The 25,566-nt window shown below is 62.9% G+C and carries 23 protein-coding genes; 12 read left to right on the top strand and 11 right to left on the bottom strand.

Annotated elements, in window-relative coordinates; genetic code table 11:
- The 3 genes from catB2 (at position 1) to catC (ending at position 2,538) form a co-directional block, all read left to right on the top strand.
- Positions 1-1,158, top strand: a complete 1,158-nt coding sequence (gene catB2 / locus P0D84_RS09640) for a muconate cycloisomerase CatB2 (protein ID WP_408335386.1) — start codon at positions 1-3, stop codon at positions 1,156-1,158.
- Positions 1,159-1,205: 47 nt separating this feature from the next.
- The gene (gene catA / locus P0D84_RS09635; protein ID WP_408335382.1) at positions 1,206-2,114 is read left to right on the top strand and encodes a catechol 1,2-dioxygenase; all 909 of its coding nucleotides are present in this window, start codon (positions 1,206-1,208) and stop codon (positions 2,112-2,114) included.
- A 133-nt stretch (positions 2,115-2,247) separates the two neighbouring features.
- On the top strand, positions 2,248-2,538 hold the full coding sequence (gene catC / locus P0D84_RS09630) for a muconolactone Delta-isomerase (RefSeq protein ID WP_408335379.1): 291 nt from the start codon (positions 2,248-2,250) through the stop codon (positions 2,536-2,538).
- Positions 2,539-2,597: 59 nt separating this feature from the next.
- Here the strand turns inward: catC and P0D84_RS09625 are convergent, their stop codons facing one another.
- The gene (locus tag P0D84_RS09625; protein WP_408335376.1) at positions 2,598-3,575 is read right to left on the bottom strand and encodes a PDR/VanB family oxidoreductase; all 978 of its coding nucleotides are present in this window, start codon (positions 3,573-3,575) and stop codon (positions 2,598-2,600) included.
- A 173-nt stretch (positions 3,576-3,748) separates the two neighbouring features.
- Positions 3,749-4,633: a LysR family transcriptional regulator gene (locus P0D84_RS09620; protein ID WP_408339746.1), complete on the bottom strand. Its 885-nt coding sequence runs from the start codon at positions 4,631-4,633 to the stop codon at positions 3,749-3,751.
- 142 nt (positions 4,634-4,775) lie between these two features.
- Between P0D84_RS09620 and P0D84_RS09615 the strand changes: the two genes are divergently transcribed.
- Both P0D84_RS09615 and P0D84_RS09610 read left to right on the top strand, forming a co-directional pair.
- Positions 4,776-5,528 (top strand): sulfite exporter TauE/SafE family protein, encoded by a 753-nt coding sequence (locus P0D84_RS09615; protein ID WP_408335373.1) that lies wholly within the window; start codon positions 4,776-4,778, stop codon positions 5,526-5,528.
- A gap of 536 nt (positions 5,529-6,064) precedes the next feature.
- Positions 6,065-6,811 carry a glucose 1-dehydrogenase gene (locus tag P0D84_RS09610; RefSeq protein ID WP_408335370.1) on the top strand — a complete coding sequence of 249 codons (747 nt, stop codon included), beginning with the start codon at positions 6,065-6,067 and terminating at the stop codon, positions 6,809-6,811.
- Between the two features lie 239 nt (positions 6,812-7,050).
- Here P0D84_RS09610 and P0D84_RS09605 read toward each other — a convergent pair whose 3' ends face one another.
- The 4 genes from P0D84_RS09605 to P0D84_RS09590 all read right to left on the bottom strand — a co-directional run bounded on the left by P0D84_RS09605 (position 7,051) and on the right by P0D84_RS09590 (position 13,549).
- Positions 7,051-9,912, bottom strand: a complete 2,862-nt coding sequence (locus P0D84_RS09605; protein ID WP_408335367.1) for an Hsp70 family protein — start codon at positions 9,910-9,912, stop codon at positions 7,051-7,053.
- Positions 9,909-11,759 carry an Hsp70 family protein gene (locus P0D84_RS09600; RefSeq protein ID WP_408335364.1) on the bottom strand — a complete coding sequence of 617 codons (1,851 nt, stop codon included), beginning with the start codon at positions 11,757-11,759 and terminating at the stop codon, positions 9,909-9,911. Before P0D84_RS09600 ends, P0D84_RS09605 begins: the two co-directional genes overlap by 4 nt.
- Entirely contained in the window at positions 11,756-12,355 is a 600-nt protein-coding gene (locus P0D84_RS09595; RefSeq protein ID WP_408335361.1) for a DUF2760 domain-containing protein, read from the bottom strand. The genes P0D84_RS09600 and P0D84_RS09595 overlap by 4 nt, the downstream gene beginning before the upstream one ends.
- A 297-nt stretch (positions 12,356-12,652) precedes the next feature.
- A complete protein-coding gene (locus P0D84_RS09590; RefSeq protein WP_408339744.1) occupies positions 12,653-13,549 on the bottom strand; it encodes a LysR substrate-binding domain-containing protein in 897 nt (298 codons plus the stop codon).
- Between the two features lie 82 nt (positions 13,550-13,631).
- On the opposite strand from P0D84_RS09590, the gene P0D84_RS09585 reads away from it, so the two are divergent.
- From P0D84_RS09585 to P0D84_RS09570, 4 genes are all read left to right on the top strand, one after another.
- On the top strand, positions 13,632-14,342 hold the full coding sequence (locus tag P0D84_RS09585; protein WP_408335358.1) for an NADPH-dependent F420 reductase: 711 nt from the start codon (positions 13,632-13,634) through the stop codon (positions 14,340-14,342).
- Between the two features lie 135 nt (positions 14,343-14,477).
- Positions 14,478-15,200 carry a septal ring lytic transglycosylase RlpA family protein gene (locus tag P0D84_RS09580; protein ID WP_408335355.1) on the top strand — a complete coding sequence of 241 codons (723 nt, stop codon included), beginning with the start codon at positions 14,478-14,480 and terminating at the stop codon, positions 15,198-15,200.
- Positions 15,201-15,779: 579 nt separating this feature from the next.
- The gene (locus P0D84_RS09575; protein ID WP_408335352.1) at positions 15,780-17,186 is read left to right on the top strand and encodes a selenium-binding protein SBP56-related protein; all 1,407 of its coding nucleotides are present in this window, start codon (positions 15,780-15,782) and stop codon (positions 17,184-17,186) included.
- Positions 17,183-17,836 (top strand): hypothetical protein, encoded by a 654-nt coding sequence (locus P0D84_RS09570; RefSeq protein ID WP_408335349.1) that lies wholly within the window; start codon positions 17,183-17,185, stop codon positions 17,834-17,836. The genes P0D84_RS09575 and P0D84_RS09570 overlap by 4 nt, the downstream gene beginning before the upstream one ends.
- Positions 17,837-17,955: 119 nt before the next feature.
- Here the strand turns inward: P0D84_RS09570 and P0D84_RS09565 are convergent, their stop codons facing one another.
- The 3 genes from P0D84_RS09565 to P0D84_RS09555 all read right to left on the bottom strand — a co-directional run bounded on the left by P0D84_RS09565 (position 17,956) and on the right by P0D84_RS09555 (position 20,429).
- Positions 17,956-18,729 (bottom strand): SDR family oxidoreductase, encoded by a 774-nt coding sequence (locus tag P0D84_RS09565; RefSeq protein ID WP_408335346.1) that lies wholly within the window; start codon positions 18,727-18,729, stop codon positions 17,956-17,958.
- A 75-nt stretch (positions 18,730-18,804) separates the two neighbouring features.
- Positions 18,805-19,659 (bottom strand): alpha/beta fold hydrolase, encoded by an 855-nt coding sequence (locus P0D84_RS09560; protein ID WP_408335343.1) that lies wholly within the window; start codon positions 19,657-19,659, stop codon positions 18,805-18,807.
- A gap of 74 nt (positions 19,660-19,733) precedes the next feature.
- A complete protein-coding gene (locus P0D84_RS09555) occupies positions 19,734-20,429 on the bottom strand; it encodes an alpha/beta fold hydrolase (protein ID WP_408335340.1) in 696 nt (231 codons plus the stop codon).
- Between the two features lie 177 nt (positions 20,430-20,606).
- Between P0D84_RS09555 and P0D84_RS09550 the strand changes: the two genes are divergently transcribed.
- The gene (locus P0D84_RS09550) at positions 20,607-21,239 is read left to right on the top strand and encodes a CGNR zinc finger domain-containing protein (RefSeq protein ID WP_408335337.1); all 633 of its coding nucleotides are present in this window, start codon (positions 20,607-20,609) and stop codon (positions 21,237-21,239) included.
- Positions 21,240-21,337: 98 nt separating this feature from the next.
- Here the strand turns inward: P0D84_RS09550 and P0D84_RS09545 are convergent, their stop codons facing one another.
- Positions 21,338-21,652, bottom strand: coding sequence for a hypothetical protein (locus P0D84_RS09545; RefSeq protein WP_408335334.1), 315 nt, complete (start codon positions 21,650-21,652; stop codon positions 21,338-21,340).
- 266 nt (positions 21,653-21,918) lie between these two features.
- Between P0D84_RS09545 and P0D84_RS09540 the strand changes: the two genes are divergently transcribed.
- Both P0D84_RS09540 and P0D84_RS09535 read left to right on the top strand, forming a co-directional pair.
- Entirely contained in the window at positions 21,919-22,893 is a 975-nt protein-coding gene (locus tag P0D84_RS09540; RefSeq protein ID WP_408335331.1) for a response regulator, read from the top strand.
- 73 nt (positions 22,894-22,966) lie between these two features.
- Positions 22,967-24,406, top strand: coding sequence for a sensor histidine kinase (locus P0D84_RS09535; protein ID WP_408335329.1), 1,440 nt, complete (start codon positions 22,967-22,969; stop codon positions 24,404-24,406).
- Between the two features lie 105 nt (positions 24,407-24,511).
- Here P0D84_RS09535 and P0D84_RS09530 read toward each other — a convergent pair whose 3' ends face one another.
- Positions 24,512-25,009, bottom strand: a complete 498-nt coding sequence (locus P0D84_RS09530) for an acyl-CoA thioesterase (RefSeq protein WP_408335326.1) — start codon at positions 25,007-25,009, stop codon at positions 24,512-24,514.
- Positions 25,010-25,566 lie beyond the last annotated feature (557 nt).

The raw sequence follows: 25,566 nt of genomic DNA, 5'->3' as shown, positions 1-25,566 counted from the left end.
ATGATAGCAACACCCGTGAAGATCGAAAGCGTGGAGACGATTCTCGTCGACGTCCCGACGATTCGCCCCCACCGGCTCTCGGTCGCAACGATGAACTGCCAGACGCTCGTGCTGGTGCGTATCCGTTGCGCGGACGGCGTGCTCGGCGTGGGCGAGGGCACGACCATCGGCGGCCTCGCGTACGGCGAGGAAAGCCCGGAAAGTATCAAGGTCAACATCGACACGTACTTCGCGCCCCTGCTCAAAAGCATGGACGCGACCCGCCCAGGCGTGGCGATGGCGAAGCTGCGCGCGCTGTTTCAGGGTAACCGTTTTGCCAGATCCGCAGTTGAAACCGCCTTGTTCGATGCCCAGGCGCAGCGCCTCGGCGTGCCCTTGTCGGAACTGTTCGGCGGCCGCGTGCGCGATTCGGTGGATGTGGCATGGACCCTCGCGAGCGGCGACACGACGCGCGATATCGACGAAGCCGAGCGGGTATTCGAGGCGAAGCGGCATCGCGTCTTCAAGCTGAAGATCGGCTCGCGCGCGGTCGCCGACGACGTCGCGCATGTCGTGGCGATCCAGAAAGCCCTGGACGGGCGCGGCGAAGTACGGGTCGACGTGAATCAGGCATGGACCGAATCCGAAGCGATCTGGGCCGGCAAGCGTTTCGCCGATGCAGGGATTGCACTGATCGAGCAGCCGATCGCCGCGGAGAATCGCGCGGGCCTCAAACGTCTGACCGATCTTTCGCAAGTGCCGATCATGGCCGACGAAGCCTTACATGGCCCGGCCGATGCTTTCGCCATTGCCAGCGCGCGTGCCGCCGACGTCTTCGCCGTCAAGATCGCGCAATCAGGCGGTTTGACCGGCGCGGCCCAGGTGGCGGCGATCGCGATGGCCGCGAACATCGACCTGTACGGCGGCACGATGCTCGAAGGCGCGGTCGGCACGATCGCCTCGGCGCAACTCTTCAGCACGTTCGGTGAACTGAAGTGGGGCACCGAACTGTTCGGGCCGTTGCTGCTGACTGAAGAGATTCTGACCGAGCCACTGCGTTACGAGAATTTTGCCTTGCATCTTCCAGAAGGGCCGGGTCTCGGCATCACGCTCGACTGGGACAAGATCGACCGCTTGCGGCGCGATACGAGGAAGGGCGCAAGCGTCACCACGAACTGACGGTTCATCCGCTAGCCGCCAAGCACATTAAACGAAGGAGATACCCCATGAACAAGCAAGCCATCGACGCACTACTGCAAAAGATCAACGACAGCGCCACCAGTGAAGGTAATCCGCGCACCAAGCAAGTCGTCAATCGCATCATTCGCGATCTGTTCTACACGATCGAAGACCTCGACGTGCAGCCGGACGAATTCTGGACCGCGCTGAACTACCTCGGTGAAGCAGGCCGGAGCGGCGAGCTCGGTCTGTTGGCCGCGGGCCTCGGCTTCGAGCATTTTCTCGATCTGCGTCTGGACGAAGCGGAAGCGAAAGCCGGTATCGAAGGCGGCACGCCGCGCACCATCGAAGGTCCGTTGTATGTGGCGGGCGCGCCGCTGTCCGACGGCCATGCACGCCTGGATGACGGTACCGATCCCGGTCAGACGCTGGTGATGCGCGGCCGCGTGCTCGGCGAAGACGGCAAGCCGCTGGCCAATGCGCTGGTTGAAGTGTGGCACGCGAACCACCTCGGCAATTACTCGTACTTCGACAAGTCGCAGCCGGCCTTCAATCTGCGCCGCTCGATTCGTACGGATGCCGAAGGCAAGTACAGCTTCCGCAGCGTGGTGCCAGTGGGTTACTCGGTGCCGCCGCAAGGGCAGACGCAGTTGTTGCTCGATCAGTTGGGCCGTCATGGGCATCGTCCGGCGCATATCCACTTCTTTGTTTCGGCGCCGGGCTGCCGCAAGCTGACCACGCAGATCAATATCGACGGCGATCCGTATCTGTGGGACGACTTTGCGTTCGCCACGCGCGATGGCCTCGTGCCGGCCGTCAAGCAGGCCGAGGGTGCAGAAGGCAAGCCGTATGGCGTGGAAGGCCAGTTCGCGTTGATCGACTTCGACTTCACGCTATTCAAGGAGCGCGACAACCTGCCGGGCGCTGAAGTGGAGCGCGTGCGCGCCGAAGCCTGAGGCTCCGGCAGTCAGACGCTTCGAAGCCTGAAAGGCCTGGACGTACCGCATGAATCTATCAACCCTGGCTGCGCGGCATGGTTTGCCGGGTCGCCAGGGTTCTTTTATGACCGATCAGAAAAGGAGAGCAAGCATGCTGTTTCATGTTGAGATGACCGTCAATCTACCGACCGATATGGACGCCGAGCGCGCCGCGCGCCTCAAGGCCGATGAAAAAGCGATGTCGCAGAAGCTGCAGCAGGAGGGCGTGTGGCGGCACCTGTGGCGCATCGCCGGGCGCTACGCGAATATCAGCGTGTTCGATGTGGAAAGCCCCGCGCAGCTGCATGATGTGCTGAGCCAGTTGCCGCTGTTTCCGTATATGGATGTCGAAGTGCGCGCGCTGTGCCGGCATGCATCGTCGATTCGCGACGACGACCGCTAAGCGCTAGAAGGAGAAGGTGCTGCGAATGCAGCACTGGTTTGCATTGTGAAGGTTAAGCCTTAAAGATCGAGCACCAGCAACGGCGAGCTCGCGCGTGAGACGCAGCAGCAGATCACCTTACCGCTCGCGCGTTCCGCTTTACTCAGGCAATGGTCGCGATGCTCGGGCGTGCCGCTCACCACGTCGACCATGCAGGTGCCGCACACGCCTTCGCCGCATGACGTGTCGACTTCGATGCCGATCGACGCCAGCGCCGCGACGATTGTCGTGTGTTTATCCACGTGTACCGTTGCACCGCTGCTGGCGATCTGCACGTCGAATGCGTCGAGCGAATTCGCTTCACCGGCAGCAGCCGGAGAAGGTTCGGCCGCGAACCGTTCGAGATGGATCGCGTCGGCCGCAACACGTGCTTCACCGATCGCCACGACACGCTCCATGAAAGGCGCTGGGCCACAGATATAGATGTGCGTGCCGGCGCGCGCGTTGGCAACGCACTCGGCCAGCGCCGTGTCCAGTTGTTCTCGTTCGACGCCAAAATGAAACCGCACGAAATCACTGAATGGTGCACGCGACAGCAGCGGCAGGAAAGCGGCATGGTCCGCGCTGCGGGCGAAATAGTGCAATACAAACTGCTCGTTCTGTTTGAGCAGGCGGTACGCCATGCTCAGGAGCGGCGTGACGCCGATGCCCGCGGCAATCAGAATGTGCTCGCTTGCACCGGCGGCGAGCTGAAACAGATTGCGCGGCGCGCCGATCGTCAATTCGCTGCCGACGCTGACTTCGTCGTGCAGCGAACGAGAACCGCCGCGCGACGCGTCTTCGCGTTTCACTGCGAATAAATGCGCCTCACGATGATCCGGGTCGCCGCATAGCGAATATTGGCGCGTGACGCCCGAGGGGCCGGTGACGTCGATGTGCGCGCCAGGTTCGTAGTGATCGAACGGTTGACCGTCCAGACGCGACACGCTGAACGAGCGCACGCCGTGTGCTTCGTCGCGTACGCTGTCGACGCGCACGTTGAAGGTGGTTCTTTCCATGATCTTGCCGGCAAAAGGACAGAGAGGAGCAGAGCGGACGCCGCATGCATTGCGCGGCGTCCGGTTGTGCGTCAAGGATAAGAAACAGCCGACAATCAGGCAAATCGATTAAAAATCGGTTGTGGAATAAGTCGCACTGATAATAAAGTGCCAGGCGTGCACGCTCGCCGCCCTCAGATACCCGCCAGATGCCGGACCAGGGCTTTTTCCGGCCGTTTCAGCGCGTTCAGGTCGCGCATGCAGATCAGCAACTGCCGCGTGGCCCACGTGTCCGTCAATTCGATCGTGCGAATGCCCGGCGCGCCACGATAGCGTTTCGCGGCGGTGGCCGGCACGACGGCGATGCCCACGCCTTGTTCGACCATGCAGCAGATGCTCTCGAAGGTTCGCATGTGCGCGCGAACGCTGAGCGGTTGCCCGGATAACAGTGCGCGTTCGCCAAGATACGCGTGCAACGCGCTGCCCGTACTCAGCCCAATGAATTCACGATCGGCCACTTCCGCGAGCGTTACGCGACGGCGCGCGGCCAGCGGGTCGTCGCGGCTGGTGATCAGCACGAGTTTGTCGACGGCGAAGGGCAGCGTCTGCAACGCGCCATGTTCGACGGCATCCGAGATGATGCCGATCTCCGCCGCGCCGGTCAGCACCGCTTTCACGGTTTCGGTGCTTTGCCGTTCCTTCAGATCGATCTGCACATTGGGGTGATCGCGCAAAAACAGGCCGACCGCGGACGGCAGGAACTCGGTGATCGCGGCCGTATTGGTCCACAAGCGGATGCACGCTTTGCGCCCGGCCTGATGTTCGCCGAGTTCGCCTTGCATGCGGTCGATCTGGCCGAGCACGAGTCTCGCGTGATGCGCGAGCGTATCGCCTGTCGCCGTGGACTCCACGCCGCGCCGGCCCCGCTCCAGCAACGGCTCGCCCAAGGCGTCCTCCATGCCGCGCAAACGCGCGCTAGCCGACGGCAACGACATGTTCGCGCGCGCCGCGCCATGCGTGATGCTGCCGGTTTCGAGGATGTGAAGGAAAAGGCGGAGGTCGATCAGATCGAAGCGCATGGAGTCGGATTTGAGTTGGGGCTGCGCCCGCGGCTGAGTTCGAGCCTTAGGCATTGCCTAAGGCACAGTACGTATCTTACGCATTGTGGGCGGCGCCGCGGCAATCGAAAATCGCTGGCATGACTTTCAGAACACCATCCCGATGATCTCGTCCTTTGCTATGCGCGTGAGCGTGGTTGCGGCCACGTTCGTGGTGGCCGGCTTCGTCAAGGGCGTGACCGGCATGGGGCTGCCGACGGTTGCCATGGGCGTGCTCGGCACGCTGATGCTGCCGGCGCATGCGGCCGCGATGCTGTTGTTGCCGTCTTTCGTGACCAACGTCTGGCAGTTGTTCGCCGGACCCGGCGTGCGGATGCTGGTCAAGCGGTTGTGGCTGATGATGGCGGGCATCGTCGTGGGCACGGTTGGCGCTGCGTCGTTCATTGCCGGCGGGGGCGGCGAATGGGCCGTCGTCGGCCTGGGTGCCGCGCTGACGCTCTATGCCGCAGCCGGCCTGATGGCGTGGCGCTTCTCGGTGCCGGTGCGTCACGAGCGCTGGCTCTCGCCGGCGGTCGGCGCGGTCACCGGCGTAATCACCGGTGGCACAGGCGTATTTGTCGTGCCCGCGGTGCCTTATCTTCAAGGGCTCGCGTTAAAGAAAGAGGACCTGGTTCAGGCACTCGGTTTGTCCTTCACCGTTTCGACCATCGCGCTCGCGATCGGGCTGGCGCGCGAGCACGCGTTTGCCGTCGACGATCTGGGCGAATCGATGTTCGCCGTGATGCCCGCGTTGATTGGTATGTGGATTGGGCAGCGAGTGCGCGGGCGTATTAGTCCGGAGAGTTTCCGGCGCTGGTTTTTTGTCTGCTTGCTTGGCCTCGGCATTCAGTTGCTCGCGCGTGCGTTCGTTTCATAGAGAGATAGCGCGGGAAATGAAGGAGGGTGAGATCGTGTGGTCGGCTATTCTGGATACGGTGGGTGCGTTGGCGGTGTTGGCAAGCGTGACAGTGCAGATCGCGCTGATATGCAAACGCTGAAATCAATCAGACGTTTGCGACGTCGTTGTTTGGCCCATCTTTGATCGACGTGGCGCGATCCGCTCGCGCGCGTCAAACCCTTGTTTCGCGCGCCGTGTCGCCGGCCGCACGGTGGCCGCCATCGCGGTGGCTGCCTATGTGATCGTCCGGCGCATTATCGGCCTCGATACGCGTCACTTCGCCAGGCAGGAACGTGTAGCACAACACCGCGATCACTGCGCTTCCTGAGCGTCACGTGCCGATTGTTCGGCTCATCCGACGTATCTATTCGCCTTCAGCCGCTTTATCCCTACGCTCGGCGTGCCTACATTGTGTCCTGTGACAGCGCCACTGCATTTCCGCTTTCATCGACGTCAACCTGGCGAATCTTTCGCAAGCGCGACGTTGGCGCGAACTCCATCCAAAGGAAACGATCATGAGCAAGCTCACAGGTAAGGTTGCGGTTGTAACTGGCGCATCGAAAGGCATCGGTGCCGCGATTGCGAAGGCATTGGCGGCACAGGGTGCGTCGGTGGTGGTGAACTATGCGTCCAGCAAGGCGGGCGCGGACGATGTGGTCGCCGCCATCACCGCGGCGGGCGGCAAGGCGGTGGCCGTTGGAGGCGATGTGTCCAAAGCGGCCGACGCAAAGGGCATTATCGATGCGGCAGTCGAAACGTACGGGCGCCTCGACATTCTCGTCAACAATTCCGGCGTGTATGAAATGGCGCCGATCGAAGAGATCACCGAAGCGCACTTCCATAAGCACTTCAATGTGAACGTGCTGGGTCTGCTGTTGGTCACGCAAGCGGCGGTGAAGCATCTGGGCGAAGGCGCCAGCATCGTGAATGTCAGTTCGGTGGTCAGCCGCATCACGCCGCCGGGCAGCGCGGTCTATACCGCCACCAAGGGCGCAGTGGACAGCATCACGGGCGTCCTCGCAAAGGAACTCGGCCCGCGCAAGATTCGCGTCAACTCGGTGAATCCCGGCATGGTGGAAACCGAAGGCACGCATAGTGCCGGCTTTGTCGGCTCGGACTTCGAGACGTGGGCCGTCAGCACGACGCCGCTTGGCCGCATCGGTCAGCCTGACGATATTGCTGACGTCGCCGTGTTTCTCGCGTCAGACGATTCGCGCTGGATGACCGGCGAAAGCCTGATTGCCAGCGGCGGTTCGCGGTAAGCGGGAGATGCGCAGGGTGTGTTCGTGTGAGTGAGGCATAGGCGATACACCATCGCGAGACACGCGTGGCGCGTCAAGACAGGGTGAGCATGAAAAAGCCGCCGGGCAGCCTTTGCCTGGCGGCTTGAGGTTTTTTATGAGCCGTCACGCCTGTCGCGCTCAGCAACTCCACCGCGAACAACGTGCAACGCGAGAATCCCCTGGCGCAGGCGCAGGCCGTGCTGTCTTTCGAGCCGTCGCTATAGCGCTGCCGTTATCAGCTTCAGCCCCGCCGGCAGCGATTCGCCGAACACGCGGCCTTCGTCGGCGCTATCGAGTTCCACGATCTCGCTGACCATCGTGATCCACGCACGCGGCGCATTGGCCGCTTCGAGCCGGCGCACCACGGTATGACGCAAATCGTCGGACAGGTCGCGCGAGCGGTCGCCGGTCAGGCGAGCGATCTGCACGGCGGCGAATGCCGCGGGGTCGACCTTCTTCCAGTCGAGCGCGAGGATCGTGTTCAGCCAACGCGCCGCGACCTCCGGCGGCACGACGCCATGGGCGCTGCCATAGAACGGCCGCCGCGCACCGATGCGCCCGATCGCCCACCAGCTCTGATGATTTTCAGCAGGTTTCTTCAACCGGGTAAGCACCGATTCGCCGAGTTCGATCTTGCGTTCGACCGGAATGCGTTCGAGCGATGCGCTCAGCCGGACCATGTCGGTGAAGCCGGTTTTCGACACGTCGAACGGCAGCTTGTGGCGCGATTGCGCGGCCGTTTGCAGATAGGCCATTGCGTCGAGCACGCGCAGTTGCGCGGTCTCGTCGAGGCCACCCGCCGCGCGGCGCCAGAGCGTCCACCATTCCGACCAGACCTGACCTTCGTTGACGTACTGAATGCCGTCGTCGAACAGCGACCACAGTTGCTCGACCCGCCATTCGTCGAGCGGGTAGCCGAAACCCGGACGGACGCAATAACCGGCGAGATTCAGCCACAACCGTTCGTGGTCCGCCGAGCGCCGCCGGCGGCGGGCGCGTTCCCACAGCGCGCCGAACAGTTCACGCAGCAGCGCGCTATTCCAGCTCTCGCGCGGACCCAGTAGCTGTTCGAGTTGCGAGCGCAGGCGTTTGACTTCCTTGGGGTCCACCTTTTGCGCACGCGAGCCGAAACTGCGGTCGATATGCTCGATCGCTTCGTCGAGCGCGGGGTGCCGGGCTTGTAGCGGATCCGTCGACGAATCTACCTGGGCATCCGCACGACGCAGCTGGAATTCGAGCAGCCAGCGCTGCGCCGGATTGTCGAGTTCGATGCAGTGGACTTCGAGCGTGCCGACTTCCGTGAGTGACGTGGCGATCTGTACCGCGGTTTCGCCGCGCGATGGGCTCGCGCCGCGCGCTTGCACGATCGTCGCGATAGGGGGCAGCCGAACGAAGTCGCCTTGCGCAAGGTCGGCCAATTCGCCGGGTTGATAGACCGTGTCGGCGCTTGACGATGCCAGGTGAAAGCGCACAGGATGCCCGAGGCGCAGCGCGAAGGTGCGGTCTTCGATCCTGATCTCGTGGCCTTCTTCGGTGCCGCGCGGCAGCAGGCAGATGCCGCGTTGCGCCGGCAAGGCGTCGCGCTCGCCGTCGCTGGCTTCGTCCAGCACGAGGAAATAACTGCGCGCCGAGCCGCCGCCGATTTTCGGCGCCTGACCCGCGCGGGCGAGAGCATAAGCAACCGCGCCGCGCGCCACGGCGACGTCGGGATTGTCGTTGTGCAGCACGTTGAGCGCTGCGCCGCGCCACGTACCCAAGGTGCCGGACAAGCGCTGCGCGAGCGCGTGGGCGCGAAACACGCCGCCGTTCAGCAGCAGCGTGTCAGGCACCGGCAAAGGCGGGTCCTCGCCTTCGCCCGTATCAGAGGAATCGGGAGTGGCGGAACCGAGCGCCTTACGCGACTGCGCCGCGAAGCGGCTCAGAAACGCCGCGATATGACGCGTGACCGCCGCATCGGTGGCATAGGGCAGGCCGAATTCGACGATCGCGCCGCGCGCTCTGCCGGGCCGTTCGTTCGAGGCCACGGCGGGAAAGAATCCGTCGACGATGATCTGCTCGACTTCCTCGCGTGTGACCTGCGCTGTGCGCGCGCCGCCGATCAGCTTCGAGCCCGCGCCGAGCAGCGTGATAGAAGCGGAGTCCGGCGCTTGCGGGCCGAGCAGCTGTTCCTTCGCGCCGCGGCAACGCTCGACCAGTTGCGACAGACTCGCCGCCGACAAACGCGTGCGCTCGCCACCGGCTTGCGGCAAACGCGACTCGACCCGATGCGCGAGCGCGAGATCCATGTTGTCGCCGCCGAGCATCAGATGGTTGCCCACGCCGATGCGCGTGAGTTCCGGCTCGTTGTCGCGCAGGCTGACTTCGATCAGCGTGAGGTCGGTGGTGCCACCGCCCACGTCGCAGATCAGCACGAGCCGGGTATCCGCGAGTTCAGCGGCCAGGCTCTCGCGATGATGAAACAGCCAGTCGTAGAACGCGGCCTGCGGCTCCTCCAGCAGTCTTAAGGTGGGCAGGCCCGCTTCACGCGCCGCTTCCACCGTCAGCGCGCGCGCACCTTCGTCGAAGGAAGCGGGCACCGTCAGCACGACGTCCTGCGCTTCGAGCGGCGCGTCCGGAAAGCGCTGATTCCAGGCCGCTCGCACGTGCGCCAGATAGCTCGCGCTGGCTTCGACCGGCGAGACCTTGCGGACGTCGTCGGCGGCGCCCCATGGCAGGATCGGCGCGGTGCGGTCGACTGATGCATGCGACAACCAGCTCTTCGCACTCGCCACCAGCCGTCCCGGCACCTGCCCGCCGAGCGCGCGCGCGAGCCGGCCGATGACGACCGGCTGGCTTTCAGCGCCATCGGCAGAACCCTTTGCCGTACGCCAGGGCAACTCCAGATCGCCCGCGTTCAACTCGCCCGGCGCCGCGTGATAGCGCACCGAAGGCAGCAGCGGCCGCGCGGCGACTTCGCCGAGACTCACCAGCTGCTCGATCTCGAAGACGTGAATCGCCTGTGAGCCGGTCTCGGCATAAGCAAGCACCGTGTTACTGGTGCCGAGATCAATGCCGACGCTATAGCGCTTCATTGCTGTCATGCATTGGCGCCGCCGCGCACGTCGAACTCGACCTTCCAGCGTTCATCGGTGCCGCGCGGCATGGCTTCGAGTTCGAGCGTGCCGGCTTCCGTCACGCGCGCATGCAGCTTCACGGGAACGACTTCACCGGCGGTGCGGCCAGCGGAGGGCAGCGTCGCCTGGATTTCCTCGAGTTCCTGCAGTTCTTCGGGGCCCCAGAAGTCGAGCAGTGTGCCGACCTGATCCTGACGGCGCACCGACGATCCGAAGAAACGAAAATGCACCGGCTCGCCGACGACCAGCCCGAACTCCTGCGCCGGCAACTCGGCATCCGTGCCTTCCTCCATGCCGAACGGTGCGACGCACAGCGCCTGCACCGGCGGCTCGAGACCGGGGACGGCGGGCATCGCCGATTCGATCGCGATGTAGTACGCGCGTGCGGTGCCGCCGCGAATGCGCACGCCCTTGCCGCGCCGCACATAGCCGTAATAGGCCGCGCCGCGCGCAACGGCGAGATCGAGATCGGCGCCTTCGAGCAGGCGAGCCGGCGGCGCACCTTCGGCGCTGAGCCAGCCATTGAGCGTGCCCATGATCCGCTCGACCAGCAACGGCGACTTGAACACACCGCCGTTGAACAGCACGGCGGTGGGATGCAGGAAGGTCGCGCCTTCCGCCGTGGCGATATCGCGCAGCCCTTCGAGTTCGGCCAGCGCGCCGACCTGACGCCCGAGGAACGCCGCCAGATGCCGCGTGATGCCCGCGTCCTGCGCATATGGCAGGCCGAGTTGCGTCAGACCGGCACGCGCGCGGCTCACCGGGCGCGCCGCGCTATCCACTTGCGGGAAGAAGCCTTCGAGGATCGTCTGGGTCAACTCCGCGCGCGTCAGCTCGGTGCGGATCGAACCGCCGATCAGCTTCGACCCTCGGCTCGGCACGACGAGCGGCACGGTATCGGTAGTGGGATCGCTCAGCAGCGTTTCTTTCGCCGAGCGGCATGCGTAGGTGAGGGCGCGCAGTTGCCACGCGTCCGCCTGGGTGCCTAGCGCCGCGAGCTTGCGGGCCACCCCATGCGCGAGCGCGAGGTCCATGTTGTCGCCGCCCAGCAGAATGTGTTCGCCGACCGCGACGCGATGCAGTTCGAGATTGCCGTCACGCTCGATCACCGCGATCAGCGAGAGGTCGGTCGTACCGCCGCCCACGTCGACCACGAGAATGATGTCGCCGACCTTGACCTGCTTGCGCCATTGGCCGCCGCTCTTCTGAATCCAGCTATACAGCGCGGCTTGCGGTTCTTCGAGCAGCGTCATGCGGCCGTAACCGGCGGCCTCGGCGGCTTCGGCGGTGAGCTCGCGTGCGGCCGGATCGAACGACGCGGGGATCGTCACCGTGATGTCCTGCTGGCTGAACGGCGCGTCCGGATGCGCGTTGTCCCACGCTTCGCGCAGGTGGGTCAGATAGCGCACCGAGCTTTCGAGCGGCGAGACGCGCGCCACTTCAGGCGGCGCGTCGTTCGGCAGAATCGCCGCGCGACGGTCGACGCCCGGATGGCACAGCCAGCTCTTCGCGCTCGACACGAGCCGGATCGGCGTGGCCGCGCCACGGCTGCGGGCGAATTCGCCGACTGCGAATTCACGTTGGCCGGTCCACGGCAGGTACAGGTCGCCGGAGGCGAGTTCGTCCGGATGCGGCAGGTAGAGGAACGAGGGCAGCAGATCGAGGTTGTCGATTGCGCCGGGGCCCGTGAGTTGCGCGATCGGCAGCACGCCTTGAGTGGTCTTTTCACCGTCGCTGGCCGTGGTGTCCACGTAGGACAGCGCGCAGTGCGTGGTGCCCAGATCGATACCGATTGAGAAGCGTGCGTCGCTCATAGCTCCACCTCGGCCGGTGCGATCACCTTGGCATTGTGGCTGTCGGTCAGCTTCGGCAGACGCACTTCGTCGACACGCCAGCCGCGGTGGCTGATGCTGCCGTTGAACGGTGCCTTGCCGACCACGTTGCCGGTCAGGCGAACCGAGCTGGCGTCGAAACCTTCGGCGAGCGTCACGCGGCTGCCTTCGGCTTCGTCGCGCACCGGGCGGATCGTGAAATGCTCGCGCAGCGTCGCGCGGCAGCCGTCGTGCACGAGGCGGGCGGCAGCGCCGATGTCGGCGTCGCTATAGCCCTTGATGTCTTCTTCGATGAAATCGATGAAGCGTGCGTCGCGTTGCAGCAGGCCGAGCAGCTGGAGCGCGGCGTCCGGGTTTGCTTCCTTGAGCACGGGCGCCGCTTGAGGCACGGGCGCCGGGGCAGCGGCAGGAGCGGTCGCGGAGGCGGGTGCTTTTACAGGCGCGGCGCTCGCGCCGGCGGCGCCACCGTGACGCAGACGCAGCACCCCGGCGGCGAACTCGCCGTCACCGAGAATGCTGAAAAACGTACTGACGGCAAGGGAAATCCTGCCGAGAAAAGAGGGGTTCGAATCGGTCATGAATGCTCCTGAGGGGCTCTGTTAAAGAACGAGCTGTCCTGGCTGCGGCGCACGCGACGGGCCCGGCGAGCCTGATTGGGCTGCCGGACCGTCGTCGTCATGCGTCTTTGCGAGGGTCGGCGGCACGCATGCCGCCGAGGTCTGATTCATCCGCTCTTGCGCTGCGTTTTGCGCGCGCAAAACCCGTATTTTGCCTTGTCGCGCGCCCGACGCGGACAAAGCCGGCAATTCTAGCGGTGAATGGGTGGAGATTGGCGGCTAGCGGAAGGCGCCTGCCAGCTCTGGCCGGCGGCTCATTCACGCGGCGTGCGGCCCGAATTCGGCCACCACCTGGTCGATGAACGCGCGCAGTTTCGGGGTGGCGCGGCTCGCCGGAAATACCAGATGCATGGGGCGCGCGGGCGCTTCGTAGCCGTTCAGGAGACGCACCAGCCGGCCCGCGGCGAGCTCGTCCTTCACCGCCACTTCGGGCGCGAGCATCACGCCGCCGTCATTGAGGGTGGCGGCCAGCAGCGCCTTCACGTCGTTGGCCTGAAAACGGCCTGAGACCGGCACCACGTGTTCGCCTTGCGCATCGGCAAAACGCCATTCGGTCGCGACCGGCAAGTTCGTATAGACGAAGCCCAGGCACTCGTGCTCCGTCAGCGCTTGCGGTGTGAGCGGCTCGCCGCGTTCGGCGAGGTAACCAGGCGACGCACAGGCGATCAGCCGATACGGCATCAAGGGCCTTGCGATCAACGAGGAATCCGACAACGAGCCGAGACGGATCGCGGCTTCGTATCCTTCGTCGATCAGATCGACGAAACGGTCGGTCAGCGCCAGCTCGACCCGCACTTCGGGATGGGCCTTCAGATACCGCGTGATCATCGGCGCGAGACAGCAGACGCCGAAGGTCACCGGCGCGGTGATGCGCAACCGCCCGCGTGGCGCGGCCGATAGCTCCTGCGCGACCGATTCGGCTGCTTCGGCATCCGCCAGCAACACCTTGCAGCGCTCGTAGAAAATCTGGCCGATCTCGGTGAGGCTTTGGCGGCGCGTGGTGCGGTTGAGCAAACGCGCACCGACGCGCTCCTCCAGCGTGCTCACATGCTTGCCGGCCATCTGTGACGAGATGCCGAACGCGAGTGCGGCCGCGGCGAACGAGCCGCTGTCGGCCGTTTTCACGAATACAGCCATGCTGGTCAGACGGTCCATCATTCCCCACCCATAGTTTCGACAGTCGCCGAATTATGCCTATTTATCCGGCTTCAGTTTTGAATCATAGTGTTTCTCACCGATGGGCGGGCGCTCAACGGAGCGATCCTCAGATAGACATGGAGTGTGGAACATGAAGATAGGCATTCTCGGCGCCGGCTTTATCGGCCGCGCGATGGCGACGCTCGCGAAGAGCAGAGGTCACGAAGTCATGATCAGCAACTCTCGCGATCCGCGGACCTTGATCAGCACGGCCGCGGCAATCGGTTGTGCGCTCGGCACGGCGGAACAGGCGGCGGAGTTCGGCGACGTGGTGGTGGTTGCCCTGCCGTTCAGCAGCATTGATGCGCTGCCGGTTGCGGCGCTCGACGGCAAGACCGTGATCGACACGTGCAATCACTATCCCGAACGCGACGGCCGGAGCGAAGCGCTGGAGAGTCACTCGACAACGACGAGTCAGATGCTGGCCGCCGCGTTGCCGGGCGCGAAGGTGGTCAAGGCCTTCAACGCAATTCTGGCCAGGGACCTGGAAACGCACGGCAAGCCCGCCGGCACGCCGAAGCGCCGGGCGCTGCCGTTCGCCGGCGATGATGCGCAGGCCAGACACGTCGTGAGCGGGCTTCTCGATCAATTCGGTTTCGATCCGGTCGATGCCGGGGCGCTCGAAGACAGTTGGCGTTTCGAGCGTGCAAAACCGGTCTACTGCATTCCGCTGGATCGTGCGGGCATCGCCGAAGGATTGGCTGCGGCGAAGCGGGACGTTGAATTACCGCATGGGTCGTGGCGGCGTTGAAAGCGGTAGCCTCCGCCGCATTCCAATCGGCAGGAATGCAGATTGCGTCCCAACCTCCTGCATACACCCGTCATTCAGATGCCCGTTTCGCTGAATCAGGTGCCCGCTGCTTTTGACAGACTAAAAGGAGGGGCAATGGAAAGTGATCTTCATACCACGGAGAATCGGCTATTCGGCCGTCGTCTCGAAGCGGAAGGCGTGCGTGTGAAAACGCAACGGGCGCAGGTTGGGAGGGCGCTTCTGGTTCTGGTCCTGTCGTGCGGCCTGAGCACGGCAACTGCGGCGCCAAAGCCGGCAAGCACCACTGATGCCGCGCAGGCGAGCCCCGGGGCAAACGCCGTAAAGGTCAGCCCCACGGCAAATGCAACACAGGTGAGCCCCAAGGCAAATGCCGTGCAAGCGAACTCCACGGCAAATGCCACACAGGAGAGCCCCAAGGCAACTCACCACACCGGTCTTGACCGCACCGGCAAGGCACGCAAGGGCAGGGCCTCGTATTACGGTCGAAACTTCTACACGAAAAAGATGGCCGACGGTACGCCCATGGATCCGCAGTCCAATATCGCCGCGAGCAAGACGCTACCGATCGGCACCAAGGCCCGCGTCACGAATCTGCAAAACGGCGCCAGCGAGGTGGTCGAAATCAGGGATCGCGGCCCCTACGTCAAGAATCGAATCGTCGACGTGACGCCCAAGACCGCCGACAAGCTCGGTTTGAAAGAAGACGGTACCGCCCCTGTCGTCGTCAAGCCCATCGAAGTGCCGCAGGCCGACGGCAGCGTGAAGGCGGGCGCGGGCGCAGCGGATACCGCTGGAGGCAAGTCGTCAGTCGACGCGCAGGTTCGTCGTTCCCCCTAGCGTCAAACCGCTTCCTTCTGTGTCCGCATTGCTATATGCGAGTGCCATGTGAAAAGTTCTCTGGAAATCGTCAGGGAACCGAAGCAGTAGCGCTGCTTCAAATATCCTCGCGACGATTCTCGCGGCGCGGTGGCGACTGCTCAAGGCGGAAGGCATCGCGCTGACGCCGGTCAATAGCAAACGTACGACTTGCCGGTGCCGGAAAAACATGCAAAGCCGCGTTGAGGCCATGCTCGACGGTCGCGGCTAAATTGCATCCGGATGTCACACGGAAGATTCGACCAAACAATGCGATAGAACCAGGGCGTCTGTTATCGTTTCAGATATGACGTTTGATCCGACAAAATGCCCAGCGCTCGAACGGCTAACGAAACTTTCGGTTGCTCTCACTTCTGCCGTGGACTACATCTAATACTGAGCGCGGTTCAGCCTTGGTCCGCCGCTGTCAGTTGTCAGGCCGTGCAGCTCACCGACGCACGCCGGTTCGCCATCACGCGGGCGGCCCCCGTCCGGGTGAATAACAAGGTGAATGAGCAGGTGAACGCCTCACGCCCCGAACCATAAAAGGAGAGTGCCGTCATGGGTATGCGCCCAGATCCTACGTTCCACGCCTCACCGAAACTCGCGATGGATGCGCCCGCGGAAGAGTACGCCTACACGGTGCTGCTCAGCCCCGATTTCTCGCAGCCCGACGCACTCGCCGTCGTCGATGTGAAGCCGGGCTCGCCGACCTACAGCCAGGTGGTTCACACGGTGCCGGTGCCGCACAAGGGAGACGAATTCCATCATTTCGGCTGGAATGCCTGCTCGTCGGCACTGTCGCCGCTGACCGGCCACGCCTTTCTCGAACGGCGCTATCTGATCATTCCGGGCATGCGTTCTTCACGCATTTACATCGTGGACACGCATCCGCATCCGACGCAGGCGCGGATTCACAAGATCATCGAACCGGAAGAAATCTTCCGCAAGACGGGCTACTCGCGTCCGCATACGGTCCATTGCGGCCCGGAAGGGATTTACGTCAGCACGCTCGGCGGCGCAGGGAAAGACGGCACCGACGGGCCGCCGGGTATTTTCATCATGGATTGCGAAACGTTCGAGGTGCTCGGCCGTTGGGAGATCGACCGCGGTTTGCAGGAGAAACACTACGATTTCTGGTGGAATCTGCCGCGCGACTATATGGTGTCGAGCGAGTGGGCATTGCCGCCGCAATTCGAGAACGGGATCGTCCCCGAGGACCTTCTCTCGAACAGGTATGGGCATCGCATCCACTTCTGGGACCTGCGGGGCAGGCGCAATGTGCAGACACTCGACCTCGGCGCGAACCACCAGATGGCGCTCGAAGTACGGCCCGCGCACGATCCGAGCCGGGAGTACGGCTTTATCGGCGTGGTGGTCGACACGACCAACCTGGAAGGGTCGATCTGGACCTGGTGGCGCGAAGGCGGCGAGTTCCATATCGAGAAGACCGCGACCATTCCGGCCGAGCCCGCCGCCACGGAACTGTTGCCTCCGTTGCTTCAGGGATTCGGCGCGGTGCCGCCGCTCGTCACCGATATCGATCTCTCCATCGACGACAAATTCCTTTACGTCGCCTGCTGGGGCACCGGCGAGATGCGCCAGTACGACGTGACGGAACCCCGCAAGCCGAAGCTCACAGGATCGGTCCACATCGGCGGGATTGCACGGCGCACGCCCCATGCGAACGGTAAAGTCTTCGCGGGCGGTCCGCAGATGGTCGAGATCAGCCGCGACGGCAAGCGGGTCTATTGGACCAATTCGCTCTATTCGACCTGGGACAACCAGTTCTACCCGGACGGCGTGCCCGCGGCACAGGTCATGGCGCGGGCCGAGCCCGGCGGCGGCCTCGCGCTGGCGGACGATTACTGGGTGGACTTTCCCCAGGGATACCGGGCCCACCAGATCCGGCTCGAAGGCGGCGACTGCTCGACCGATTCGTTCTGTTATCCGTCGGTGGGCGTTTGATCGGGAGCGGCTGGTCGCAGACCAGCCTCTGGTTAGCCGTCCTCGCGAGTGGCCTCTATCACGGCGTCAATCCGGCGATGGGATGGCCGCTCGCGGTTTCCAACGGACTGATGCAAAGACGCGCGCGGGCGCTGCTCTCAGCGCTCGTCTATCTCGCGGCGGGGCATGTGCTGGCGATGTTCGCGGTGATCATGCCGTTCGCCGTGCTGGCCATCCTGCTCGCCTGGCAACGTCAGATCCAGGTCGGCGCCAGTATTCTCGTGATTGGCTTCGGCGCCTTCCTGCTGATCCGGCGACGCCATCCGCGTGTTCTCGCGCGCATCCCGCCGTCACGGCTCGCGCTCTGGTCTTTTGCCGTGGCCATTGCGCACGGTGCCGGACTGATGCTCGTGCCGATCTACCTCGGACTGTGCCGATCTTACGATCTGGACGGAGGGCACCAGGCCGCGCAAGCGCTGATCGGCGCCAATCTGGGCATGGCGCTGCTCGTCTCCGCCGTTCACGCTACCGCCATGCTGCTGGTCGGCGGACTCCTCGCCTGGCTGGTCTTCCGCTACCTGGGGTTGAAGTTCGTGTCACGGAGCTGGTTCAACCTGGATGCAATCTGGGCATCGAGCCTCATTCTGGTTGGCCTGCTCTCCCTGTTGTGACGCGTTTGCAAAGTTTTGCCGAACGGGAAATTGAAGAATGTCCGGCTGAGTATCAATCTATCAATCGACCCGCGGCGTTCTGGCCGTCTCGCGATCGTCCGGTTCAGACCGATTTGATTTCAGATCGACTTGACCTCGCCGCCATCCATCCTCAACGTCGAGCCCGTCATCCAGTGAGCTCCAGGCGAGACGATGAACGCCATCAGTTCGGCAATCTCCTCGGGCGTGCCGTACCGGGCGATCCCCGCTTCGAGAGGAAACCGCGCTGTCGCTTCTTCGACCGTCATGTGGTGCAGCGGCGCCCAATGTTCCAGATAGGATTGCCGCCGGCCGGTCATCACCGGGCCGGGCAGCACGCTGTTGACCTGCACGCCGTCTGCGATCCCGCGGTCCGAGAAGGCTTTCGCGAGAGCCACGATCGCCGCATTGATGGTGCCCACGGCGGCGTACGGTGCTTTGGGAAACAGCGCCGAGTTGCCCGACATCAGCACCACCGACCCTGAGGTTTTCTTCAACGACGGCCACGCCGCGATCGTCAAGCGCCGCGCGCCGTGCAGCTTGAGCGCGAAGCCTCGCTCCCATTGATCGTCGGTCATCTCGAAGACATCGATTTGCGGCACCGCGCCCGCGATGTTGAGCAACGCGTCGATCTGCCCGAACGCCGACAATGTCTGGTCGACGACGGTTTGCGCGGCCGCCGGATCGGACAGGTCGAGGTCGAGCGCAAGCGCCTCGGCGCCGGCCTTTTTGACTGCGTCGGCGGTCTGGTCGAGGTTCTCGCGATTGCGCGCAACCAGCACGATTGACGCAAAGTCTCGCGCCAATCTGATGGCGGTGGAGCGGCCGATACCCTGGCTCGCGCCTGTCACGATGGCTACCTTGCTGGACGGCATTTTCTATCTCCTCGACTCGTGCATGAGCCGCTTGAACATCGATTGAGTGGACAACAACCTTCCTGTGTTTCCAGATCAGCGAATCAGAAATCCGGAAATGGCCGCGGAGATGTCTGCCGCATGCGTTTCCAGTGCGAAGTGACCCGTATCGAGAAAACGCACGTCGGCGTCCGGTATGTCGCGCTTGAATGCCTCGGCGCCGGCCGGCAGGAAAAACGGGTCGTGCTTTCCCCACACGGCAAGGAAAGGGGGCTGGTGGCTGCGGAAATACTGCTGGAATGCGGGATACAACGCGACGTTATTCCGGTAGTCGCGGAACAGATCGAGCTGGACTTCGTCCGCGCCTGGGCGGCTCAGATAGAAGTCGTCGAGCGAGTAGCCGTCGGGGGAGACGGAAGCCGTATCCTGCACGCCATGGGTGTACTGCCACACGGTCGTTTCATGCGTCAGCATCGCGCGCAGTGCCTCGCGATTGGCGTGGGAAGGATCTTGCCAATAAGCGCGGATCGGATTCCAGCCCTCGCTCAAGCCTTCTTCGTATGCGTTGCCATTCTGCGAGATGATCGCGGCGATCCGTTCGGGGTGCCTGAGAGCAAGCCGGAAGCCCGTCGGCGCACCATAGTCGAACACGTACACGGCGAAGCGATCGAAACCGATCTGCTCGGTGAAGCGTTCGATCACGTTGGCGATGTTGTCGAACGTGTAGGCAAACGTATCGCGACCCGGCATGTCCGATTGACCAAAACCGGGCAGATCGGGCGCGACGATATGAAACTGTTCCGCAAGCAGCGGGATCAGGTCGCGAAACATGTGACTCGAGCTCGGAAAACCGTGCAGGAGCAGCAGCTTCGGCGCGTTCGACCGACCCGCTTCGCGGTAGAACACATTGAAGCCGTCTACATCAGCGTGACGATAGGCAATAGAGGACATGGTTCGACTCCTGATTGGGTGAATGGCGTGTTGAAAATGGCAGGCGTATGCCGCTATGACAGTTACAGATATCCCTAACGAGCCGAGACCGTTTCGATCGCTTCGACGATCACGTCGGTGACGGCGTCAGGTGCGGTGATCATGGGCGTGTGATCGACCTCGTGTGAATGCACGCGCGCGTTCATGCGCTGTGCCATGAAACGTTGCGTGTCGGGATTGATCATCCGGTCCTCGCCAGCGCTCAGGAACCAGCTCCGCCGGTCCTTCCAGAGCGGGCGTCCAACCGCCTCGCCAATGCACGAAACCGAAATGGGACGTTGAATCGCACCGAGCACCGTCAGCTCCTGCGCGCTGGCGTGCTGTGCGAACGCCGCCGCGAATGCCTCGTCGGGCAGCCAGATCAGGCCGTGCCGATCCGGTGACAGTTTGGGCGCCAGCGGGTGCGCGGCGCCGCGGTAGAACACATCGCCGACGGTTTCGCCTTCGTCAGGCGCAAGCGCGGCCACATAGACCAGCGCCTTGACGTTGCCGGCGCGCGTCGCGCCGAGCACAGCGCCGCCGTAGGCATGCCCTGCAAGCACAACCGGGCCTTCGATGCGTTCCAGCGTTCTGTCGAGCGCGGCCACGTCATCCTGCAGGGCACTGAGCGGCAACGGCGCCGCAACGGTATGAATGCCGCGTGCATTCAGACGTTGGATGACCTTGCTCCAGCTCGAACCATCTGCCCACGCGCCGTGCACTAGCACCGCAGTCGCATGACCAATCGACATTTTTCGCTCCTTTGAAGGAATTAGGCGCTGCGTGTCAGGCACTCACGTCGTGTTTGCGTCGCGTATGTAGTAACCTTATTAATGCGCATTTACAGGTTACAAACTAGCCATGTAACTTGTCAAGACCATTTTTAGAGGTTACAATGCTTTCATTGTCACTTCAGATCGCGATGAGAGATGGACGACCGTCAAATCCCTGCGATATTGCTGGCCGACGCGCCAGGCCTCGATTTCCTCAACTCGATCGCGACCCCGGTGGATGAACCGGTGGACTGGATCAGCGACGGGGAAGGTTTGCTGGCGTGGCTGGATCAGGCGGGGCTCGCGCCGCGCGCGGCGCTCGAAGACATACGGAACCGGTCGACGGCAGCCGAACTCGACGAGGTCGCGGCACGCGCGCGCGAATTGCGCGAGTGGTTCAGGGAATTTGTCCGGGAGAGGAGGGGGCGGCCGCTGCTTGCCACGGATCTACGCGAACTCGAACCGTTGAACCAACTGCTCGAGCAGGACCAGCAGCACGGCCAGATCATCGCGAACGCTTCGGAGGGGGTCACGCATTTCGAGCTTCGCGCGCAGCGGCGCTGGCAGGCGGCAGCGTCGCTATTAATGCCCATCGCCGAGGTGTTGGCGAAGCTGATATGTGAAGAGGATTTCACGCACGTGAAAGCGTGTGAAGGCCCCAAATGCACGTTGTTATTCGCGGATCACACGCGCGGTCACGCCCGCCGGTGGTGCAGCATGGCAATCTGCGGTAATCGCGCGAAGGTCGCGGCGCACCGCGCGCGGCTCAAGGAGCAACTGAACGATTAGGCGGGCCTCGACGTGGCTCGCGCCGGGTGCGAGCAAGGTCCGCCGCGCAACGGGCGCCGAACTGGTGGGAAAACGGCTCGCTTCACTGCGTTTCTACGTTAGTCGTTGGTAATGAAACGCCAGAGCGCGGCGCACTCGGTATCGGCAAGCTCGTAGCGAGGCATGGACTTGCGCAGCATGATGTTGTCCGGATCGATGCCGTCCCTGAGCGCGCGATAGAGGGTCGCCGGGTTATAGCGACTCGGGGGGCCGCCACGGCGGCTTATTGCATCGAGCAGATAGCTGGGCGTCAACGGCTGGGCGAAGGCAGTCGTCGACGCCGTTTGCGTGTGACAGTTGACGCATCGGGTAGTCCAGGCCGGCAACGGGCGGTCGTCGTCACGCAGGTGCGCTGACATCGCATGGAGAGACAAGCGTAGGCGCCGAATGCGATTCTACGGAGGCGAGTTGCTCGCGATTGTGCAGTGGCGCATATTTCTCGTGGGGCGTCGCGAGAACACGGCTTGATTGAGAGAAATTATTCCATTTGCATACTGTGACGCACACGTAGCGCAAGTTTGCACGTTCATGTGAAGTCCCCGGTACTATATGGGGCAGCGGGAATTGGCCCGGGAGCCAGCGTGAGAGAAACCGGCGTGTCAGCCGGTGCGAGGCGCGCCGCATATTCCACGTAAAAAACATGAACAACTTTATTCGCCCCCCAGTCTTCTATCCGTCATCTGTCGTTTTCGTGGATGACAACGACAGCTACCTCGATGCGTTGCGCCGATTTTTTCCGGATATTTCCACCAATCTGTTTTTCACGCGACCTCAAACCGCACTCGCTTTCATCCGCAAACATGCCCGCGAGAATTCGCTGCAGTTCGCGCCGGCGTCGGCCGGTCTGAGCGAGACGGGCCTCGAGCGCTTTGTCGAAAGCTCGGCGGAGCGAGACATACTGGCGCGCGATTCCCGATTTTCGGAGGTAGCCGCGGTTGTCGTCGATTACGACATGCCGGGACTGAGCGGCGTCGAATTCCTTTCGTCCATTTCCAATTTGCGTTGCGCGAAAGTGCTGTTGACCGGCGTCGCGGATGAAACCGTCGCGGTCAAGGCTTTCAATGCCGGCATTGTCGATCTGTATCTGCGAAAGACGGATGCGGACTCAGCCAGCAGACTGGTCCATTTTCTGAAAGACGCCAGAAAGCGGCATGGTTCAGAGGCGGGCTGGCTTGGCCTGGGCGAGAATGGCGTCACCTATTGCGACCCGAGAACGAGAAAGGTTCTCGACGAGGTGGTGGCCGCTGAAGGCATTGTCGAGTACTACTGGCGTCCGGAGCAGAATGCCATTCTGATGTTCGACCGTGAGGGCAACCCGAGCGTTTTCCTTGCGTGGGCTGAGAACGACTGGATCGCCCAGGCGGAGATCGTGGCGGATGAGAGCGGGCCGGTGGATCTGTTGAGGCGCATGGCGGTACGCGAGTCGATGCCCGTTTTCTGGCCGCACCTGGCGTTTCGTCCGGACGCGGGTTTCACGACGCTGACACCCCGAACCATCCCCGACTGGGACGACGCGTTCTATTGCTGGACCCGAATAGACGCGAAAGACCTGGGTTTGAACGCACAGACGTTTGCGCGATGGCGGAGCGACCGGAATCAGCACGCCCGCGGCTGACGGGTTGGGCCCTTCGCGTAGTCCGTTATGAATATGCCGGGATAGACCAACGTTTCCAGACACATCGAGCCACATGTACGCCATTCCGACTGCCTTTGTGTCCGCGCTGTTCGTGGTGTTCGGCCTTTACGTACTGATTACACAAGGCGTGACGCGTCTGTCAGCGCCATTCCTTTTGATGTGCGCGACCACGTTCGCGTGGCAGGGCACGTGGACCTTGCTGTTCCAGACCGAAAACCCCCATCTTGCAAGCGTGCTGGTCCGCGTCGGTTATCTCTTTATTCTCTTTCTGCCCACCACGTTCTATCACTTCGTCACCGAGGTGGCGGCAAGACGCCGTGAACGGCCGTTATTGCTCGCGTCTTACGGCGTGTGTCTTGTGCTGGCCGTGCTGCTGCCCGGCAGCGAAGTGGTTGCCGGCTACCGGCACTACTTTTTTGGCTACTATCCGAGCGCCGGGACGTTGCACCCCTTGCACGTGTTGCAAACCGTGTTGCTCGCCGGCCGCAGCGGACAGCTTCTGCTCGCCGCCCGCAAACAGGCTGGTGGCGAAGCGCGCAGGCGCCTCGACCTCTGCTTTGCGAGCCTTTGCCTGTATTCGTTTGCAGCGGTCGACTATGCGGTCAACTACGGCTACCCGTTCTATCCGCCGGGCGTGTTGTTCATCGCCCTCAGCCTGGGGCTGCTCGCGATCACGATCGTCCGCTACCACCTGATTCATCCCTATGCAATCGCGGCGACCATCGCGCACGAGATCGCGACACCGCTCGCGACGATCGCCATGCACGCCGATGAAATCGCCAGCGTCTGGTCCCACGTGTTCAACGGTTACCAGCTGGCCGTCACACACGGGCTTTACGACGATCATGAGATGCAAGCCGGGCAGGCCGAACGCATTAGCCAGCTCGCCACATCGATCAGACGGGAGGTGTCGGGCACGAGCGCAATGGTCGAGATGGCGCTCGCTTCGTTCACCCTCGATCGACTGGACCGCACCCGCTTCAGCCCGCATTCCATCCAGCAATGCGTGACGTCGGCGCTGGAACGCTATCCGTTCCGCGGCGACGAACGGGCGCGCGTTAGCGTGGCGCCGATCGACCCGGCCCTCTGCTTTTCAGGCTCGGACACGCTGGCGGTTTTTGTCCTGTTCAATCTGCTGAAAAACGCATTGCACGCCATTCATGTGAGCGGCGAGGGCGAGATTGCGATCAGTGCGGTGCCGGAGCAGGGGTTTTGCGTACTGCGATTCCGCGACACCGGCCCGGGCATCACGCCCGACGTCCTGCCGCATATCTTCGACGCCTTCTTCTCGACCAAGCGCCACGGCAGCGGCGCGGGAATGGGGTTGGCATTTTGCCGCCGCGCCGCGGAGCTTCTGGGCGGCAGTATCGAATGCAGTTCGACGCGTGGCGCCCACACCACGTTCACCGTGCGCTTGCCGGTACCCGGCTCGGTAGCGGATCGCGCACTGAAAAAAATGCCGGCGCGTTCCATGCGCCGGCGTCAGAGGTGAAGGTTAAGGTTGGAAGTTAGTGTTGAAACCCACTAGTAAAACTCAACGAGAAAACAGCGAGAAAAACCAGCGAGAAAACTTAACGGCGAAAGTCATTCGTCACGCTCAGGCGCTTAGCGCCGTCAACGGCAGCTCATACTCCTTGACCCGTTCGACGATACCTTCCGGGAACCGCCTGATCTTGCGGTCCCGTCCGGCGTACAGGATCTGCTGATAACCCTTCGAGACCTCGCGTCCATCCACGCAGAAGCGAAACAGCAGGTAGGCCGAGCACTGCTTGACCTGCACCGTGTTCAGATAGCAATCCACGTGCTGGAAAGGGAAGGTTTCGTGGACATATTCCTGGTGCGCGCGTTTGGTTACGAACATGCCGTCCGATCCCAGCAAGTCGTTGTGTATGCACTCATGAAACCACCGCTCGCGGCATACACCTTGCCACTCGAAATAGCGCGAGAAATACGTATTCATGAACGCGTTCGAGTCCTTGAGATAAATGTCGAACGTATGGTGGAAAGTCTTTAGCGGCTCCTGGGTCAGCGAGTCTTCGGAAAGAAGGGCGGATCCGCGATTCAGGGCGTTAGGGATGGGGTCACGCATCAACATACGATTTTCCTTTTGCAGGAATGGCTGCTCGCGGCAACCACGCATGCCTTCCTATATGGCAGGCACATCCCATTCTGTTGGGATGTGGGCTGCATGGCTATTGGCTGACAAACACGCCACGCAGAAATCCTGAATGACAGCTTGCATAAGAACGACATGTTCAGATGGGCAAATGTTTGCTGCAGTGCAAGAACGAACGGAAACATCGCTGCTCGATGCACAACGCATGTGTGGCCGATTGCGCTGGCACGACGGTATGTCCCTCATGCGCATTGAACGGCCGCTGTGTGGTGCGCCGAACGCTGCCCCAGAAGCGCTTGCCACGCCATAGTCATGGTCTATCACTGGCATTGCCACAATCCCATACTATTGGCGGCCACTCTCACGTATATTTTGAAGTGCAGCAGCCTGCCGACGCGAGCCATCCTCGTCCAATGCGCGCCACTTGATCCGTCACGGACGACGACCATGCACGTCGGGTGATCAACAGTGGTACACCAGAAACGCCCATTATGTGACTTCCCGCCAGCCCCGCCGGTGTAAGTCGGCGATGCACC

Origin of the sequence: Paraburkholderia sp. RL17-337-BIB-A, assembly GCF_046025895.1 — a bacterium.
GTDB lineage: Bacteria > Pseudomonadota > Gammaproteobacteria > Burkholderiales > Burkholderiaceae > Paraburkholderia > Paraburkholderia fungorum_C.
Note: the sequence above shows the minus strand (reverse complement) of the source record. Positions and strands in the feature narration are given on the sequence as shown.